The sequence below is a fragment of the Paenibacillus sp. FSL L8-0641 genome, from assembly GCF_038006265.1.
Lineage (GTDB): Bacteria > Bacillota > Bacilli > Paenibacillales > Paenibacillaceae > Paenibacillus > Paenibacillus polymyxa_D.
This window is the reverse complement of record NZ_JBBOUW010000001.1, coordinates 2,064,288-2,082,010: the sequence shown is the minus strand read 5'-3', so window position 1 is coordinate 2,082,010 and position 17,723 is coordinate 2,064,288. Positions and strand designations below refer to the sequence as shown.

At 47.9% G+C, this 17,723-nt stretch carries 12 protein-coding genes and 1 pseudogene; 3 read left to right on the top strand and 10 right to left on the bottom strand.

Annotation, left to right across the window (positions count from 1 at the left end):
- Positions 1-17: 17 nt before the first annotated feature.
- The 4 genes from MKY16_RS09475 to MKY16_RS09460 form a co-directional block, all read right to left on the bottom strand.
- On the bottom strand, positions 18-599 hold the full coding sequence (locus MKY16_RS09475) for a Crp/Fnr family transcriptional regulator (protein WP_029516774.1): 582 nt from the start codon (positions 597-599) through the stop codon (positions 18-20).
- Between the two features lie 125 nt (positions 600-724).
- Complete coding sequence (locus MKY16_RS09470; protein ID WP_340955136.1) at positions 725-2,566, bottom strand: adenine deaminase; 1,842 nt, start codon at positions 2,564-2,566, stop codon at positions 725-727.
- Between the two features lie 153 nt (positions 2,567-2,719).
- Complete coding sequence (helD, locus tag MKY16_RS09465) at positions 2,720-5,098, bottom strand: RNA polymerase recycling motor HelD (RefSeq protein ID WP_340955135.1); 2,379 nt, start codon at positions 5,096-5,098, stop codon at positions 2,720-2,722.
- Positions 5,099-5,454: 356 nt separating this feature from the next.
- A complete protein-coding gene (locus tag MKY16_RS09460; RefSeq protein WP_175405266.1) occupies positions 5,455-6,486 on the bottom strand; it encodes an FUSC family protein in 1,032 nt (343 codons plus the stop codon).
- 204 nt (positions 6,487-6,690) lie between these two features.
- Between MKY16_RS09460 and MKY16_RS09455 the strand changes: the two genes are divergently transcribed.
- Positions 6,691-7,995: an MFS transporter gene (locus MKY16_RS09455; protein ID WP_340957562.1), complete on the top strand. Its 1,305-nt coding sequence runs from the start codon at positions 6,691-6,693 to the stop codon at positions 7,993-7,995.
- 93 nt (positions 7,996-8,088) lie between these two features.
- Positions 8,089-9,258, top strand: coding sequence for a glycosyltransferase family 4 protein (locus tag MKY16_RS09450; RefSeq protein ID WP_340955134.1), 1,170 nt, complete (start codon positions 8,089-8,091; stop codon positions 9,256-9,258).
- Positions 9,259-9,393: 135 nt separating this feature from the next.
- Here MKY16_RS09450 and MKY16_RS09445 read toward each other — a convergent pair whose 3' ends face one another.
- From MKY16_RS09445 to MKY16_RS09420, 6 genes and pseudogenes are all read right to left on the bottom strand, one after another.
- Complete coding sequence (locus tag MKY16_RS09445) at positions 9,394-10,026, bottom strand: DUF2238 domain-containing protein (protein WP_029516769.1); 633 nt, start codon at positions 10,024-10,026, stop codon at positions 9,394-9,396.
- Positions 10,027-10,051: 25 nt separating this feature from the next.
- Positions 10,052-10,255, bottom strand: coding sequence for a YwbE family protein (locus MKY16_RS09440; protein WP_025721733.1), 204 nt, complete (start codon positions 10,253-10,255; stop codon positions 10,052-10,054).
- A 63-nt stretch (positions 10,256-10,318) separates the two neighbouring features.
- Positions 10,319-11,059: a DUF1361 domain-containing protein gene (locus MKY16_RS09435; protein WP_029516768.1), complete on the bottom strand. Its 741-nt coding sequence runs from the start codon at positions 11,057-11,059 to the stop codon at positions 10,319-10,321.
- 313 nt (positions 11,060-11,372) lie between these two features.
- Positions 11,373-11,670: pseudogene (locus MKY16_RS09430) on the bottom strand (sugar phosphate isomerase/epimerase); the annotation flags it as partial.
- 200 nt (positions 11,671-11,870) lie between these two features.
- A complete protein-coding gene (locus tag MKY16_RS09425; protein ID WP_340955129.1) occupies positions 11,871-14,423 on the bottom strand; it encodes a beta-mannosidase in 2,553 nt (850 codons plus the stop codon).
- A gap of 205 nt (positions 14,424-14,628) precedes the next feature.
- Positions 14,629-15,696, bottom strand: a complete 1,068-nt coding sequence (locus tag MKY16_RS09420; protein WP_340955127.1) for a LacI family DNA-binding transcriptional regulator — start codon at positions 15,694-15,696, stop codon at positions 14,629-14,631.
- 280 nt (positions 15,697-15,976) lie between these two features.
- Here MKY16_RS09420 and MKY16_RS09415 point away from each other — a divergent pair, with 280 nt between their 5' ends.
- Positions 15,977-17,668, top strand: a complete 1,692-nt coding sequence (locus tag MKY16_RS09415) for an ABC transporter substrate-binding protein (RefSeq protein ID WP_340955125.1) — start codon at positions 15,977-15,979, stop codon at positions 17,666-17,668.
- Positions 17,669-17,723: the final 55 nt, after the last annotated feature.

The window sequence follows — 17,723 nt, the reverse complement described above, 5'->3', positions numbered from 1 at the left end:
ATTCGCATTAACATAGGTTAATGCGGATCACTACGCAGCAAACGACTAAGTGACACAGGGGAGACGCCTATGTAAGAAGCTATATGATATTGGGCAACTCGCTTGTCCAATCCGGGGTATTTGAGGAGAAAAGCGTGATAACGTTCCTTAGCGGAGAGGTACAATAATTCGCGTTCCCGCTCCTCTTTTCGAATGTAAAGTCTCTCTACACTCTTGCGCACGAATCTTTCCCACATATGGCTTGTATCCATAAGCTCCTTCAATACGTGATATGGAATTTCAATGACAACCGAATCTTCCATTGCCTCAATCGAAAAAGTGGAGGCTTCTTCTTGGATCATAGCCCCATAAGAGGTTACGTAATCATCTTCTGGCGAAAAACCGACATTATATTCTCTGCCATCTGCTAATGTATAAAATAAACGGAATAATCCCTCTGAACAAAAATAGGCATGTTTCACAAGCTCACCTGCTTCAATGAGAACCGTTCCCTGCTGAACATGCTTCACACGGGTTTGCTCTACAAACCTGTTCCAATCCTGCTCTATAATCGAGGCATGATGAGCCATTTTTTCTAGTGAACGATAATAGGGATGCATCTGCCCACCGCTCCTTGACTTTTATAAAGAAATCGAAGATAACTTTTATGGCTTCGTATATGAAAAACAGGGGTTATCCCTTAGGTCTGGACAGACCCGCAGGACAACCCCAGCAACGTGTTCTTTCAGACTTCCGCAGCATCCTCTTCCACGAAAAGAGATACCTTGCGAATACCATCCGCTCCAATCACGACAAGCCCCTGATCCGACAGGCGGATTTCAGGGATAACGACCAGTGCGAGCAGTGACAGAGTCATCAGCGCGTTGTTCAGCATGCAGCCGGCTTGCTGAAGCGCGCGGCTGATACTTTCGGACTGCGCTGCCACCTCTGCAAACGGAGCTGGTGACATCAGCCCGGCAATAGGCAGCGGGAAGCGCGTCTCACCCGAGGCGGATACGACCACCACGCCACCACGCAGGCCAACAGCCTGCTTCGCCGCCTGGGTCATGAGCTCGTCATCATTACCAATGACGAGCAGGTTGTGACTATCATGCGCGACGGTCATGGCAATCGCAGCCGGCTCGGTGAAGCCGACACCTGTCACAAGTGCGACCGCGTGACTGCCACTGGCATGATGTCGCTCTAAAACGGCGATTTTGCACAAATCCTGCGCAGGATCTGATGCAACTTCACCATCACGCACCGGAACGGTCATCCGCACTTCCTTCGTGTCCACGTGATTTTCCGTAACACGAATCACACGTACGGGTACGTTCCCCTCCTGTACTGGAGCCGCAATGCGGAAATCTGCTGCACTCAGCTCTCGTCCCAGATGGACCGTGTCCATTACTTCCGCAGGATAAACGAATCCGTCCCAATCGGCGACCATTTGACCGTGCTCGGCCACCAGCTGGCCCGCTGCGATGGTAGCCGTCACATTCACTTCGGCCAATCGGCCATCAAGCAAAATAATGTCGGCAATCGCACCCGGAATGATCGAGCCGATGTCCCGTGCCACGCCGAAGCGCTCTGCCGTATTCAGCGTAGCCATCTGAAACGCGGTTACGGGCTTGACGCCCTGTGCAATGGCATGACGCACAACGAAGTCCATCTGCCCTTCATGGAGCAAGGATTCTGCGCTGCGGTCATCCGTTACCAGCATCATGCGGCGCGTGTCGAGACCCATTTCCGTGCTGGCGCGGATCGTCTCGGCCACATCATGCCATGCGGAACCTTGCCGCATCTTGGCATACATGCCGAGCCGGATACGCTCGGCTACATCCTTGGGCGTGACACACTCGTGGTCGCCCGAAATTCCCGCGGCTGCATAGACCGGCAGTCGCCAATCATCGGAGGCCCATGTAAAATGGCCATCCGCCACCTTCCCCGCGCGCAGCGTGGCCTGAATTTCCCCGATCATCACATCGTCTCCATAGACGACACCAGGGAAATTCATGACTTCGCCCAGCCCGATCATATCCGGGCCCCAGCTTAACGCTTCTGCGACTTCTGCCGGGCCGAAGGAGGCACCCGTCGTTTCCAGCTCCGGACCTGTGGACGGCACGCAAGAAGCCACCTGCATGTAAGCTGCCAGCGGTGTCGTGCGGGCTTCGTCCAACATCAGACGAAGCCCTTTTAGACCCAGTACATTAGAAATTTCATGCGGGTCAAAAAAACCACCCGTCACTCCCAGCGGCAGTACAGCCTTAGCAAACTCAGTTACCGTAAGCTGCGTGCTTTCGATGTGACAATGTCCGTCCAGTAACCCCGGTGCCATATAGCGGCCATCCGCTTCAATGATTATGGTGTCTTCACCAATCGCATGACTGACGTCCCTACCGACGTAAGCGATACGAGAACCTTGCACAGCAATAGACATGCCCGGCAGCAACTCGCCCGATACCACATTGACCAGTGTTCCTCCGCGGATCACCAGTGATGCCTTGCGCTCCCCTCTAGCTGTAGCTACTAACTCGGGTACACACTCCGCCAGTGGCGGGCGTTGAAATACACTCTTCATGTCCATTACGTTTGTAACCTCCGTTTATGCTTCTTACCTGTTTTGCTTATTTGCTTATGTTACTGGAATACGCTCCATAATGCCAGCCAACTCTATATCTATTCAAACATCGCAAAGGTTCCTGTGGCATTTGTCCCCAGCTGATTGCCAATATCCTCTCTACAGAACACGATCACTTTCTTCCACATTGCGGGTATACGTATCCGAATCCCGTAAACTCACGAATGGTGTAATCTCCCCTATGCTATAAATATGCAGCAAATGCATCGCTCGCGTACAGGCGGTGTAGAACAACTTACGCTCACTCTCACGCTGGTATTGTTTCGCTGATCCGTCATAAATCAGGACCGCATCGAATTCCACGCCTTTTGCCAGGTAGGCTGGAATGATATGAATCCCCTTTTCAAAAGCGGGGGTTGTTTTCTTAATTAATTTTGGCTTCACTGACAGCTGTCCTTCCAGCGCTTCGTAGGCTGCCGCGCTTTCGTCAGCATTTTTACAGATCACCGCGATGGACTCATAGCCTTCTGCCAACAATTCAGTGACATTCCCAGCTATCCGTTGATGCAACTTTTCACGTGAACGCACCTCGGTTACCAGAGGCTTCTCACCCTTACGGTTAAACGGTACAATGTGCTCTCCCCCAGCGACCATCCCCCGGGTAAATTCCACAATCTCCTGTGTCGAGCGATAGCTGCGTGTCAGGGAAATCATCTCGGTCTGATCTGCCCCATACAAGTCATACAATGGCTCTGCATCCTGAAGCACCGAGGCATGGGCATAGATGGCCTGATTAAAATCACCCAGTGCCGTCATTTTAGCCTGTGGAAATAAACGCTTGAAGAACGCCAGTTGGAATGGGGAATAGTCCTGTGCCTCATCAATAAACACGTGACGAATGTTGCTATTGGAACGAAAGCCCAGCATCAGCTCACGCAAATATAAAAAGGGCGTCACATCCTCATACGCTAACTCCCCAGCCTGAATTCGTTGCAGGGTTTGCCGACTAATTTCACTCCAGCTGACGGGCAGCTCTGCATGATTCGCCAGTTGGCTCAACAATGCCTCATTCATAAACAGCTCGCTGTAGAGCCGGGTCGTATCTACGAAGCGAAGCGCCTTAATCCATTTGCGCAGAGGCTTTAAGCGGTCACTGACCACCATACGCGCCAATATTTCTCTTTCACGTGCAAAATCGTCGAAAGTATCGCCCTTATTCTTGGATTTACGGCGCATACGGTTATAGGCACGCTGATAATCCTCCGGCTCCATCAGATCCATCTGTTGATCCACCCATGGAGCGGAGCATTCCTCCTTACCAAAGCGGGCCAGCTCTTTAAGCATCCAATCCCGCAGCAGTTCCAATCGATTCGCCAGTCGCACCGTAGAGTCGAATTCATAAAACTTGCGTGCCATCTGCTCTACTGAAACCACCTCACGTCCCTGAAAGCGGATGGGTTTAAAACGCATGCCCTCCTGCTCCAAATACGCCTTGTAGCCTGTAATCACATGTAGGAACGTCTTAGACGATTTAAAACGGATACCTTCCATCCTGGCTTCATACCCAGGCAGTAACGACGCTGAAAGCACATATTCCAGCTGTTCAAATGGATCTTCTAACTGAAACTCCCGGCCCAAACGCCGCTCCAAATATTCCTGAAACGTGGCCTGAAGCATATTTTCCTCACCTAATTCAGGCAATACTGTCGATACATAACTGTTAAACATCGGATTAGGCGAAAATAACACGACCTGATCCGCTCGCAAGCGATCCCGATACTTATACAGCAAATACGCTACTCTCTGAAGCGCTGCAGAGGTTTTGCCACTTCCTGCCGCTCCCTGAACAATAAGCATACGGCTTCGGTCATCACGGATGATTCGATTCTGCTCCTTTTGAATGGTAGCGACAATACTTTTCATTTGAGCATCCGAGCTGCGGCTCAATACGGCTTGAAGAAGTTCGTCTCCAATCGTCACCCCTGTATCGAACATAAAACGGATCTGTCCATCACGGATCGAGAATTGACGCTTAAGCGTGAGCTCTCCTTCCATCTCCCCTGCCGGAGTTTTATAAGAAGCGGGACCCGGCATGTTATCGTAATAAAGATTGGAAATAGGCGCACGCCAGTCATAGATCAGAAATTCCTCATCTTGATTATCAAGCAGGGAGGCAATCCCCAGATAAACACGTTCCGCAGTCTGCCCTTCCTCAGCAAAATCAATGCGTGCAAAATACGGTGAATCAAGCAACTTTTTCAAACGACCTAACGCCTCTGTGGAATGCTTGTGTCTTCGTTCCCGCTCAGACAAAATCTCAGACTGCTGACGCAAACTGGTGGACGTCTCGCCCACATCATCCGCCTCACTGAAATTGATCGTTACTTCATCCCAGAAGTCTTTACGCATATCGACGACATCTCCGCGCACAGAACCAACCTCTGTCTCTAGCTTCCGAATACGCCCGCTAATTACTGCGGTCACATCTTCTACTCTTCGTTGTTCTTCATTCCATTGCTGTTCAGTAGTCACTGGCATCGCTCCTGTTCCGTTTCCTCCTGCTCCACGCAGGGCTCCCTTGCGTACAAACTATGCTCTATTATGGACCCGGACATACCCGCGGCATCCCCCTGCTCCGGGAAAATTGACTAATCCTTTGAAGCATGCTATAATGTAACAAGAAGTGTAACTCACAATTTATGCATATGGTTTTACCATAAAACAGAGCATTCTCTATTGTAGCAAGTTCAGTCCCTGTTCGCAACCAGCGGGCTTTTTTTGTGCGTTCTGGCAACCTTCTATTAACCTGTTCTGACATACTTGAATTCATTACATAAAAAAGCGACCGTTCATCTGATTGATGAATGCGGTCGCTTTTCTTTTAGGAAATTCGCCTATCTGCTCTCTTCCACAGGATGAATATGATCGGCCAATCTGCTCAACCTCTCCAGCTGGTGACCATAGTCGTACATCGCCGCAGCCACAATAGAAAGCCGCAGCATTCCTTCCTGACAATGGTCAAAACGTGTAATCGCATGCTTCATAAATTCGCCGTTCGCCTGCTGGAACAATTCACTTTCGTCCTCGTTCGGTTTTAGCTTATTTTCGAATTTCAGTAGAGCGTGCTCGTGAAAACGAATCAGCAACTCCAGGTGACTGTCAAAAAAAGCATCCGTTCCCTTTGGCCGTAAAGACTGGAAGTAGTGCCTTTCCACCGCATCCAGTACCTCATATCCTTTGTGTAAACTTCCGAGCATTTGTTTGTATACTACCATTTGTCTCGTTTGACTAAACTTGGAGCGCTTGAGCTTCTTCTGCTCTTCCTCGAACAAATGATATTTGTCCGACAGCGATTTAATGGCTCCCTCTAGATTTCCTTTTTCCTCTTTAAAGACAGACTCCTTAATCTCATCGGAAATGGCAGTACGCAGCAGCAAGGACATGCTGTTAAAGACATTTTGAATCTGATTAATAAACTGCCTTTTCGGTTTCGGGGGAAAAACGCTAACATTGATGACAAAAGCAGACACAATCCCAATCAAAGTGAGCGCAAAGCGGGTCACCGCAAATTTCCAGTCCCCTGAGGCTTCCATTACAGAAACAACGGTCACGAGTGTCAATCCAACCGTATCAGCCATATTTATTTTCAGACATATCATAAGTACCAATACACATACGAGTCCGACTGCAATCGGCTCATTCGAAAATACCATTCCGCCCAGCAATGCCATGATTGCACCTAGTGTGCTTGTTTGGAGTTGATCCAAGAAATAACGCCACGACCTATATATCGACGGTTGCATGGCAAAAATAGCGGCTATCGCTGCCCCCACAGGCGAATGGGTGTTCAAAAGCGTGCTCAGAAAAAGGGCGAGCGTCACTGCAATTCCCGTTTTCAACACCCGTGCTCCAAAAGCCAAAGCCATCCCTCCTGCTTACCTTTCAAATTTATTCATACCGAATTACTATAATGAAAATTCAATGTAAAGTCCATGCTTTATTATTACCCAAAACAAGCGAAGATCAGGAATATTTATGAAATGTACAGTTCCTGATAGAATACATATCAACAGTATTAACTTATTTGCAACACGTCACAGGAGGAACTCATCGTGTCATGGACTAGCAAAATGTTAGAAGAGCCCCGAAAGTGGCCGCGTAATATCCGATTGTTTTTTATGGCCAATCTGTTGTACCAGATGGGTACAGGAATGTTTTCTGTGCTGTACAATCTGTATATCCAAAAGCTTGGCTTTGACGATGATATGAACGGCCAAGTGGTCAGCATGCAGGCGCTGGCGACGGCGTTGCTGTTCATTCCGGTCGGATTTTTGGGGGATCGGACAAGCCGCAAAAATATGCTGGTCATCGGCGCGTTATTCAGCGGCCTGGCCTTTCTCGCCCGTACCTTTACAGATACCAGCGGAAGCATGTTGGTATTTGCCGTAATCTCAGGTATATTCGCCGCCTTTATTCAGGTGCTGGCCGTGCCTTTTTTAGCAGAAAGCATAAGCAAAGCCCAACGTTTAAAAATATTCAGCTATTACTCAGCTCTTGTACTGGCAGCCCAAGTCCTGGGCAGCTTCGGGGGTGGCGTACTGGCAGATGGGCTGCAGACGTGGGGAATCACACCGCTATCCAGTCTGCGGGTTGCTCTGTTCCTTGGAGGAATGGCAACATTGACTGCTTTTATTCCTCTATTGTTCATCACAAAAACTATGGCTAACTTAGAAGCACCCGTTCCTGCCGAATCTTCACCTCAAACAGAACAAGTACAGACGCCGTACAGTACATCCGATATACCTGCCTCGGAGACACCTACTGCTTCTTCTGATCGCCGGGTTATTGGACAATTTGTTCTGGCCCAGTTTTTTCTTGGACTGGGTTCAGGTCTGGTCATCCCGTATCTTAATTTGTATTTTACGAACCGCTTCTCCGTATCGCTCAGCGCAATGAGTTTACTGATTGCACTCGGCCAGCTCATGACCATCCTCTCCATGTTGATCGGACCTACCCTCGGCAGCCGAATTGGTCTAGTCAGAGCTATAGTTGGTTTCCAACTGCTTTCGCTACCGTTCCTTCTCATTACAGGCTTTACGAACGTGCTATGGATCGCTTCGATCAGCTTTCTATTCAGGCAAGCGTTAATGAATGCAGCCAATCCGCTGCAAACCGCCGTTCTCGTCGAACGTGTGTCAGATAAAAATCGTGGCATTGCCAACTCCATTCTCCAGACGACCTGGATGCTAGGCACCGCAGGTATGGGACCTGTACAAGCCTATCTAGTTACAACTTATGGCAACTACTGGGGCTATGCCATCACATTTAGCATGACAGGTGTTTTCTATATTTTATCCTCCCTCGCCTATTACAGGATGTTTCGAGGTAAGCGCCCGTCCGCGGGCCAGCTTTTACAAAACCCGGCAAGCCCGTAAACAAAATCATGACACAATAAAAGCCGGAGCCTCCAAGCGGACTCCCCTGGAACGTCATAGGATAAATGAGAATGGCGGAGGAGGAATGAAGGCATGCTTCGAGTTGCATTATTTACGGACACGTATACGCCTGACGTGAATGGCGCTGCTCTGACCCTGGAACGATGGATTGGCTATCTGGAGACACATGGAGTATCTACGCTCGTCTTCGCACCGGAGGCAGACCATCATCTGCCCTCTGGGCCGGGTGTAGAGCGATTTCGAAGTATTCCCTTTTTGTTGTACCGGGAATGCAGACTTGCGATCCCCAACGCCAAACAGATCAACGAGCGTCTGTCAGCCTTTTCCCCGCATTTGATTCATGTCGCTACTCCGTTTAACCTTGGCCTGTATGGAACAAGCTACGCAGCCAAACACCATATTCCACTCGTTGCCTCATATCACACCCACTTTGATAAATACCTTGAATATTACAAGCTTCGCTGGCTTGAACCTGCGTTATGGAAATACATGCTCTGGTTTCATAGACATTGCGAAAGGGTATATGTCCCCTCTCAATCAACCATGGAATTGTTGCGCAATAAAGGAATGGGGCAGCTCGAAATCTGGAGCAGAGGCATTGATACCGACCGATTTCAACCAAAGGTGGACCGTCATGCAGTATGGAAGAAATGGGACGTTCATGCAGATGCATTTGTTATTTTGTATGTGGGCAGGCTTGCACCAGAAAAGGGGATAGACACGTTACTGGATTCCTACCTCCAGTTACCTGACGACGTCCGCGCAGCCTCTGTGCTGGCCATTGCAGGAGATGGTCCATTATATAAGGTCAAAACTGCAGCGGATATAGGGGTGCCGGAGCATGCACTCCACTGGCTTGGTTTTGTGAAAGGGCCGGAATTAGCTGAACTCTACGCCGCAGCCGACGTATTTCTCTTCCCTTCCACCACGGAAACCTTCGGCAACGTAGTACTGGAGGCTATGGCGAGCGGTACATCTGTGGTCGGTGCCAATGAAGGCGGGGTAAAAGATAATCTAATCCATGGAAAAACGGGGCTATTGTGTCCTGCTGGGGACGCCTCTGCCTTTGCCAAAGCTGTACACCTGTTGTATGAGGATGCCTCACTTCGCGATGCTATATCCAGAACTGGTAGAGCCTACAGTCTGGAGCAGACATGGGACCGTATTTTTGAACGGCTACTGGACAGCTACATGGACGCAGCGACCCTCCATCTTGATAGCCATCCCATGAGGCGAATGTAACTCTGAGGACTTCATAGCTACAGATGCTAAAGGGTGGTTAGAAAATGCTCCTTCACGCATTCTGTAACCACCCTTCATCAGCTTAACTATTTCCCCGTCTAACTACAATTGCAGATAAAAGAAGAAAAGCCTTTGCTAATATCTTAATTGTTTCAGCAGCTTGTTATGTACCCCACTCAACAAAATCACTGCGGTCAAAGCGCCGATGAACGCAAGAAGCATATCCCATTGGGTGTCCCATACATCCCCCTGTGTGCCCAAAAAGGCTTCTGCTGCTGTTCCCGTTGCCTTGGCTACAGCAAACTCAATCAGCTCGTACACAGCGCTAATCGCCAGACACACACTAACCGTGAGGAAAGTGAGCCAGCTCCCGCTTCCCAATGGCGTTTTACGCAACAACACTTCCCTGACAATGAGTGCAGGTACAAAACCTTGTACAAAGTGCCCAAGTCGATCATAATAATTGCGCTCCAGTCCGAACGTGTCCCGAATCCAGTTGAACAGTGGCATTTCGGCATAGGTATAATGTCCGCCCACAATCAGGATCAATGCGTGCAGCCAGATTAGGGTATATACCAGATTGGTAAACCGAAATCTTCGGTACAGAGCCGCCAGCAGTACAGCTCCCAAAACTGCTGGGAGAACTTCCAGTACCCATGTAAAATAATCCGCCGGGCGAATCAAAGACCAAATGAGGGCAAGCGCCAGCAATACAAGTAAAACAAGCGGGTAGCGATCATTTTTAGACCATGCCGTTGCCTGGTTCATCGTCATTCCTCCTCAGCCCAAAGCTCTAGCCTTCGTTCGTTACGATATGTTTGACACGCCCAACCTGTCCGTCTGTCAGACGCACTTTGATTCCATGCGGATGACGTGGGGAATTGGTCAAAATATCTTTCACCGTTCCTCGCGTCAACTTACCGGTAGGCTGATCCTTTTTAAGTACAATATCTACCTGAAGACCAGCGCGGATGTCGGATCGATTCTGTCCGTTCATTGTAGCTATTCCTCCTTTGTTTTTATATTTATGATGATATTCAGCCACTCAGTTACAACAAAATCACCAACGACGCCATTCGTCCTGGCGGCTGTTCCCCATCCAGACTACGCACATCGTGGATACATAGCTGACGAGCAAAATAACGAATACCATCCCGCTAAACTCCACAAAATGAGTACGTTGCAAGGAGTCTGCCCATATGGAAGATACCTGTGCATACAGTTGAGAAGGCGCAGAAACAATATCCCATGTGTTCCCTCGAAAGAAACGGCCAATATAAATACCCAGGCTGCTCAACAAGAGTACCGCCATCATAAACAGCCAACTAACAAGCCCACCACGTGCACGTTGTACCAACTGTCGTACGGATTCGAGTGATACAAATCCCATTGTCAGGCCAAGTATGGCTACCAGCAGCATCCCCAATACATGATTCCAAAAGTACGGATTTCCCCAGAAACGTTGCTCCCCGAGAAACGGATATCTGGCGAATACATGCAGCAAATCTGTGATCAAATAGGGTGTATTGGGATAAAAGAAAAGCCATGCCGCCCCCGTGACCCAGAGTAAAAAAGTCCTCGTTCCTCGCCTCCACGAGCTATACACTACATCAAGCAGCAGCGTCAACAGCATAGGAATCCAGGCCAGCATCATATTCCACCAAATAAAAAGATAAGGGCGGCCCCCTGAGGGCAGTCGCACGTTAATGATCCACAATGTACTGATTACGGAGCATAAGGCCAGTGTTAAAAAAACATAAAGTTTTACTGGATAATTTAACGATCTTAAACGGGCATACATACGTGTCTTTCCCTCCTTGTAACCGTCCTGCCTTCCTGACGTTCCAATTTACACCTGTTCTGGACAGTGTACACCACAATGGCTTCAAGCTCAATGGAAGCGCTCCACCTCTGCATAAATGAACATAAAAAGACATCTATTCTTTGGGAATCGACCCCATCCCGAAAAATAGATGCTTACTGTGTTTTAGACTTCACTCACAGGTAAAGGCGTAGCTCCGGTAGTTTTAATATTCGGGCAGCATGAATTAGCATAATACCGCTAACGGCATTATAAATTCCGTTGCTGCGCTCTGTCCATTCGCCATCTGTCGTCCGGGATGCACAATTCCCGCTTTTGCTCCGTACTGATGCGCATATTCCACAGATTGCACCAGCAGTTCTATCGCACGTTGTCGCTTGGTCTCATCGTCAAACCCGAGCAGAACGGAATTCGTGCTAATTCGGATCTGGTGTATGAGGAAATGTATTGTACACACTCGATATGCCGATTTTCCCCCGCTCAATCATAGGCTCAATCGTCGTTAGCATTTCCCGGGTAATGTTATAATTCAGCTCCACCCTGCTAAAGTCCAACTGACGGATTTCCTCTACAAGTTCTCGGCCGCCCATATGTTTTTTTATATTCCAACAGTTAGATGCTGAATAGATAAATTTCTTACAAATGATCTGTTATCACTCAGCTCCCAAGCCTTCTTTTGTTATGTATATGAACATTATGAAATCGCTCCACATATCACAAAAATAAATTTATATTATAAAAAAAAGCCTATCCATCATCTACTTAAAGACGGATAAGCTTTTACTGTTGTCTAACCTTGTATCCAATTGACTAATGAATGTACTGCCAATGTACCCGGCGCAGCTGCCACAAATGCCGATGAACCGTTGTGCAAAGCCAAAAATTCCACTGTTTTTGGAATACCGGGAGCCAGATCCAGATGGTTGTCGCTGAAAATACCTTCCTGCTCTGCCGATAGCCACACGTGTCGGGCAAGTACATCCGAACACAGCATGAATCTGCTAGCCTCGCTTCCCTGAATCTCTGTCACTTCAATTTTTGCCTGCGGTAAATCCATCTCTTTCGTGTCTGCAAAATAAATTTCACTGGAGATCACCTGTTCACCATTCTGCGTCAGACGCGCGACCAGCATATGCTCCGCACGGTTCAGGCCACTCAGCCATTTGTCGATAGGCAGTATATGTACAATTCCTGCACCACCTGCTGGTTGCTTTACCTTAACATTCTCTTCACGAACAGCCTGGCTGCTTCGGATATGCAAAAGCGTCAGCCGCAGCGTACCTGATATCGGCTCTAGTGTATCGTTGACCAGATGTAGTGCCTTATTCCCCTGTTCTGTATCTGTTGCACTCAACAACACATCGGCAAAGCTACGCTTAGCCGTATATTGGAGCGCCTTCCAACGACCAAAATAGTCCATACTCGACCAGGAGGCAACGGGCCAGCAATCATTCATTTGCCAGTATAATGTTCCCATGCAATAAGGCTTGTGACGACGATGCGCCTCTATAGCTGCTTTCATTGCTTCTGCCTGTAAAATTTGGCTCATGGGAAGAAAACCCGTAAAATCCTTTGGTTCTCGCATGTACCGCTCCATATATTCTTTAATCAGACGATTGCCCGCACCGTTCTTCTGATGTGCCAGCATCACCGCAGATTCCAGTTCCAAATCCTTCTCTTCCGCATAAGTACGAACGGACTTGTATTCAGGAAAAGACTGAAAACCATATTCACTCATAAAACGGCCCACATGTACATGATAATTCTCAAACGGCTCAGACGCGTGCCATACACCCCAATAATGAACATCGCCTGCAGTTGAAGACCGATGGGCATGCTGGTTCCGATCCCTCGTCAGGTCAATTAGCGGGGAGGAGGGCCAATATGCTGTCTGCGCTGACCAGGTGCATACCGCCTCCGGTAGAATCCGATGAAAGAGCATTTCATAATCATCCCACAGGCGTTCCCGTTGCTCAGGTGTGTAGTTCTTTTTCCAGCCCCAGCCTCCATTCTCTTCATAATGCGCCCACGCAGAATCGATCTCATTGTTGCCGCACCATAAGGAAATACAGGGATGATTACGCAGCCGCTTGATATTGTCCTCGGCTTCCTGTGCCACATTGTCTATAAAATCTTCATCGCCTGGGTACATACTGCAAGCGAACATAAAATCTTGCCACACGAGCAAACCGTATTCATCACAAAGCTCATAAAATACGTCTTGTTCATATATACCGCCACCCCACACTCGCAACATATTCATATTCGAGGCGGCTGCGCTGGCAATTTCATACCGATATCGTTCCATCGTAACTTCAGTGACAAAGCTGTCATTCGGAATATGGTTAGCCCCTTTTGCAAACACCGGAATTCCGTTCAGCTCAAAATAAAAGCTCTCTCCTGCTGCATCCCGTTCCCGTACAAGACGGATGGAACGCAGTCCCGTTTTTACTGATTTTTCCGCGATTACAGCTCCTTGTTCTTGTTCCACTAATTCGGCCACAAACGTATATAGATGCGGCTCCCCCAGTCCACGGCACCACCACAGCTTCGGCTTCTTCATCTCCAGCTCCAGCTCCACTGTCTGCTTCCCCTTCAGCAGCCGAACTGGCTTGGACCACACTTTGCCGTCAGCAGAAATACGCAACTCGGCATCTCTAATCTCATCTGCATTTTCGATCTCTACCACTGCCATGAGTTTAGCCCCTGCCGAACTCACTTCGTCCTGTCGAATAAACAAGTCTCTCACGATCAGACCGGACCAAGCCTCGATCCGAACCTCTCTCCAGATACCGCTCGTCACCAGCCTCGGTCCCCAATCCCAACCATAGTGGTAAGGAGCTTTACGTGCGAAAACGCTTACCTTTTTATCGGACAAACCACCTATTTCGGACTGATCATTGGGTGCAGGGAGTCCATAACCTAAGCTTTCCAGCTTGGGTACATCTTCAGCAATCGGAGAACGAAAACTGATTTCTAGCCGATTTTCCCCTTGCTGAACCAATGCCTTCACATCCCATCTCCATACTCGAAACATATTATTGGCTGACAAGACAGATTGATCATTCACTTTTACATCCGCGTATGTGTCCAGACCTTCCAACACCAACTCTACACATTGACATTGAAGCTGATCTGCATTTATCTCAAAATGGGCTTCATATATCCAATCCTGCTTATCAATCCACTGTACCTCCATCTCGTTCATACCCATAAACGGATCAGGAATTTTGCCATGTCGTAAAAGATCGGTATGCACACAACCCGGCACTTTCGCGCTGAGCCACTCATCACTTTGTGCTTCTCTAAACCTCCAGCCATCCAACCCTATCACATTAACCATCGTCACAAGCCTCCCTATAAGCATGATTGGGAACATCTGGATTCGTCAGTAACATAACAAAAATAACATTAAGCTAACAAAGTAGTCAATTGTTTTTTTGGAACAAGTGACAAAATACAAAATAAAAGTCGCCCTCTGCCCCAAACAGGCTAAAAGCGACCTCCTTTGTCTTCACGATGTATGGTGTCACACACGTATCTGGACATTAACTATATGTGATTGTGCTGATGGGACGCTCACGGTCATCATTTTCCCGACTGATCCGGGGTGCATGAACTTCCCGTATGAATAGCTCAGCATGTAGCAACTTTTTCTCGACAGGCGAGTTCGGGTTCGTTATGCGCCACAACAATTGGTCCACTGCACGCATTCCCAGCAATTCCTTATCCACTCTCACCGTGGCATAAATTGGCATTTGTTCATTCGTATCGTCAAACCCGGTCACTCCGCAACGCCTCGGAACGTCAATCCCCTTTTCTTTCAGCACATCCACGACCTGCGCAGCAGTCACATCATTAGCACATACAAAAACCTCAGGCAGTTTGTCCTCAGACAACTTGTCCATTTCCTCAGCAAGCGCCTGCGCTCCTCCGTGAAGAAGGACTTTATTTTGTCGCAATTCTACTCCGCTCATTTCCAGTGTAGAACGACAAGCTTCCCAGCGTTCGTAGAAACTGTGAGCGTCATCAATATGACCCACAAACTGAAAGCGGGTATAGCCCCTACACAGCAAATCCTTCATTAATTCACTCATGCATGTGCGATTATCTGTAAACACCGTATCACTTAAAAATGCAGAATCCCAATGATCTACCATGACGACCGGAATACCCATCCGATAAATGTTCAGCAACAACGAAGTTGAAATTGTCCCTACTGTGATAATCCCTTTAATCGCCTCCGGGTTCAGTAGAGAAAACATATCCTCAGTCGAGGGCTCCGTTAACGTGATCATATCCATCCCCTTACGGTTCAGACGCTCGGAAATCCCTTCAAATACAGGTCCCCAGTACCGGGATTCCCTGTTCTGGTGCCGAATATTTGGAAATAACACCAGCACCGTACCCGACCATTCTCTGGCATCTGTGTCCCGAGGCTCTATCCCAGTCATTTTGGGATGACTGCGAAAATAGCCCATCTGGGCAGCAAGCTTAACCAGCAGCGCCCTCGTCTCTTCACTTACACCGGGTTTGCCTGACAGTGCACGCGAAACAGCAAACTTTGAAACACCCGCCGCATCCGCAATTTCCTGTAATGTTACTTTTCCACGCATCTCCTCACCCAACCCTATTCGAAATCTTTTTCTACCTTAGTCTTCTAAATATACAGGTATGCCTATAAACTGGTACCATCGTAGCATACTTTGTTTTAGATCATCAAACGATGGATTTACACAAATCCACACTTTTCATTAAAATATGTTTGCTTAATAAAAAAACAAACTGCATAACAAACAATTATAAATGACTTGACGTGAGGTTCTTTATTTCCTACAATTTACTATTGAAAACACTTACATTGTGTAAATCATACTTATTAAGGGGGATTTGCAAATGTTCATGAACAGGTCGGTACGACAGAGCTCTATTCTACTCCTGTCTTTGCTGCTGCTCGTTACAACGGGCTGTGCGAATGGAACAGACGGTAAGGCAGAAAAGGAAGATCCTAATGACACCAGTCCCATTACATTTACTTTCTTTGGCGGTGATTCCAGCTCTAACTGGAACAACATGAAGGATGCTGTCGGACAGGAAATTATCAAGAAAACGGGCGTTACGCTAAATGCCGAACATGCTGTCAATGGTCGAGGCGAGGAAAAGTTTGCTTTAATGGCAGCGAGCGGAGAATATCCAGATCTCGTGTACCCTAAATCAGACATTGGCAAGTTAGTCGATGCCGGGGCACTCATTGACTTAACCGACCTCATTGACAAATACGGCCCTAACATTAAGAAAGTGTATGGAGACTATTTTAATCGTATTAAATATAGTAGTGAAGATCCAGCCATCTACACGATCCCGACCAATCTGGGTGTGGATCACATTGCGTTTGATGCACAAGCCGGCTTCGAAATCCAGCACCAGGCACTTAAGAAGCTCGGATACCCTAAAATCCGCACCGTTCAAGATTTTGAAAAAGCACTTAAAGATTATGTCGCCAAATATCCAACCACCAACGGACAGCGAACCATCCCCCTATCACTCGATGCCGAGGACTGGAAAATTCAAATTACAGTGACAAACCCGGCTGTTACTGCTACAGGTGGACCCGACGATGGCGAATATTATATTGATCCTAAAACACACAAAGCCATTCTTCACTACAAGCGCCCAGAAGAACGTGAATATTTCCGTTGGTTGAACCATATGTACAATGAAGGACTGTTGGATAAGGATACTTTTGTGCAAAAAAGTGATCAGTACAAGTCCAAAATTGCCGCAGGCCGTGTCATCGGACTCATTGATCAGGAATGGAACTATCAAGATGCCGAAAATGCGCTCAAAGCAGCAGGTAAGGATGAATTCACTTACGCCCATTTTCCAGTCACTTTAAATGAGAAATACGAGGACCATTCCCTCCAGCCCATCGGCTTCGATACCGCATCCGGGATCGGAATTACAACCTCATGTGAAAATCCGGTGCGAGCTATCAAGTTTCTGGATTTTCTGGCCTCCGACGAAGGACAAATTTTACGTAATTGGGGAATTGAAGGCCAGCATTACAACGTAGAGAATGGCAAACGAGTCATTCCGGCGGATGTGCAACAACGTAAGAACACCGATAACGCTTCTTTTAGCAGAGAGTCAGGTATCGGTTTGTACTGGATATGGGGGCCACATTACGGCGATAGCGTGAAGGACCCTTCGGGCAATTATTACACAACCAATTATCCGGAGATGATTACCGAAAATTATAGTCAAGCCGAGAAAGAGTCCCTTCAGGCATACAAAGCCCATACGTGGAAAGACCTGTTCCCGAACGAAAAAGATTTTCCGGTAAAAGAGTGGGGGGCTGCCTACAACATGCCTGTTCCGACCAATACGAATTACAATGTTATTTATCAAAAGTCGCAGGACATTGTACGCAAACGCATTCCTGAGGCCGTACTCGCCAAGCCAGATCAGTTCGACGCTGTGTATGACCGCATGCTCCAAGAGCTAGATCAGGCGGGTGTGCCAAAGGCTGAAGAAATCTACACTGGCCTAATTCAAAATCGGCTGAAACTGTGGTACGGCGAAAAATAGGGTTTGCCTTTTTAATGAAATATTACAGGGCTGACAGACCATGCTGTTCAGCCCT